Below are 1,495 nucleotides of genomic sequence, written 5' to 3'. Positions count from 1 at the left end.
GCACCAGGACGTCGCCGATGCCGATCTCGACCGCGGCCGGACCGTCCATCAGGCGGTTGTTCTTGAGCGGGTTCTCGACGATGACGCGGAGCGCGCGCTCCGGGCCGATCAGGCGGGGGAGCAGTGTCGCGCCACCCCAGCCGGGGATGATGCCGAGGAACACCTCGGGCAGGCCGATGCCCTGCGCGGCGGACGAGAAGGCCCGGTACGTGCAGTGCAGGGCGATCTCGAGCCCGCCCCCGAGCGCCAGGGTGTTCACGAACGCGAACGACGGCACTCCGAGGTCGGCGAACTTGCGGAGCGTGGCGTGCCCGAGGGCGGCGAGGTCGTGCGCGGCCTCGCGCGACGGGACCGCTGCGGCCTGGGACAGGTCGGCCCCCGCCGCGAAGCAGTACTCCTTGCCGGTGATCGCGACGCCCTGGATCGTGCCGGCGGCGGCCTCGGTCCGCAGGGTGTCGAGCACCCCGGACAGTTCACGGAGCGTGCGGGGTCCGAGGGTGTTCGGCCGCTTGTAGTCCTTGCCGTTGTCGAGCGTGATGAGTGCCAGCGTGCCGCCCGAGGGCATGGTCACGTGCTTCACGAACGAGTGGGTGACGACCTCGTCCTCGCTGAGTTCGGCCAGTCGGTCGTTGTCGACGATGGTCATGGTCACGCCCCCTTCCGAGCGGAACGCTCGGCCGACTTGCTGTGGTTCGGGTTCTCCCAGATGACGGTGCCGCCCTGGCCGAGCCCGATGCACATCGTGGTGATGCCGTACTTGACGTCCGGTCGCTCGGCGAACTGCGCCGCGAGCTGGTTCATGAGTCGGACACCGCTCGACGCGAGCGGGTGGCCGACGGCGATGGCGCCGCCCCACGCGTTCACGTTCGGGGAGTCCTGGGCGATGCCGTAGTTGTCGAGGAAGGCGAGCACCTGGACGGCGAACGCCTCGTTGATCTCGAACAGGCCGATGTCGTCGATCGACAGTCCGGCCCTCGACAGTGCCTTGTCGGTGGCGGGGACCGGGCCGACGCCCATGACCTCGGGCTCGACGCCGGCGAAGGCGAACGACACCATGCGCATCTTCGTCGACAGGCCGTGCTGCTTCGCACCGTCCTCGGACGCGAGCAGGCTCATGGTCGCGCCGTCGTTGAGTCCGGCTGCGTTGCCGGCGGTGACCCGTCCGTGGGGCCGGAACGGCGTCTTCAAGGCGGCCAGCGCCTCCAGGGTGGTACCCGGCCGGGGCGGCTCGTCGGTGCTGATGACGTCCCAGCCGTCGCCCTTGTTGACCTCGACCGGGATGACGTCGGGCTGCAGCTTGCCGTTCGCCCAGGCGGCGGCGTAGCGCTGCTGGGACTGGACGGCGTAGGCGTCCGTGCGGTCCTTCGTGATCGCGGGGAAGCGGTCGTGCAGGCGCTCGGCGGTGGCGCCCATGACGAGGGCGTCGCTCGACACCATGCGCTCCGCGACGAAACGCGGGTTGGGGTCGGCGTTGAAGCCCATCGGGTGGCGGCCC

The 1,495-nt window shown here is 70.5% G+C and carries 2 protein-coding genes; both read right to left on the bottom strand.

Going from position 1 to position 1,495, the window contains the following annotated elements; translation table 11 throughout:
* Positions 1–646, bottom strand: a 646-nt coding sequence (locus tag BACI9J_RS23040; protein WP_201296722.1) for an enoyl-CoA hydratase/isomerase family protein, incomplete at its 3' end; no start/stop codon positions are given.
* Positions 647–648: 2 nt separating this feature from the next.
* A partial coding sequence (locus BACI9J_RS23035; RefSeq protein WP_159736682.1) for a thiolase family protein occupies positions 649–1,495 on the bottom strand: 847 nt, incomplete at its 5' end.

This window comes from Arthrobacter sp. 9V (genome assembly GCF_902506065.1).
In the GTDB taxonomy this organism is placed as follows: Bacteria; Actinomycetota; Actinomycetes; order Actinomycetales; family Micrococcaceae; genus Arthrobacter.
Note: the sequence above shows the minus strand (reverse complement) of the source record. Positions and strands in the feature narration are given on the sequence as shown.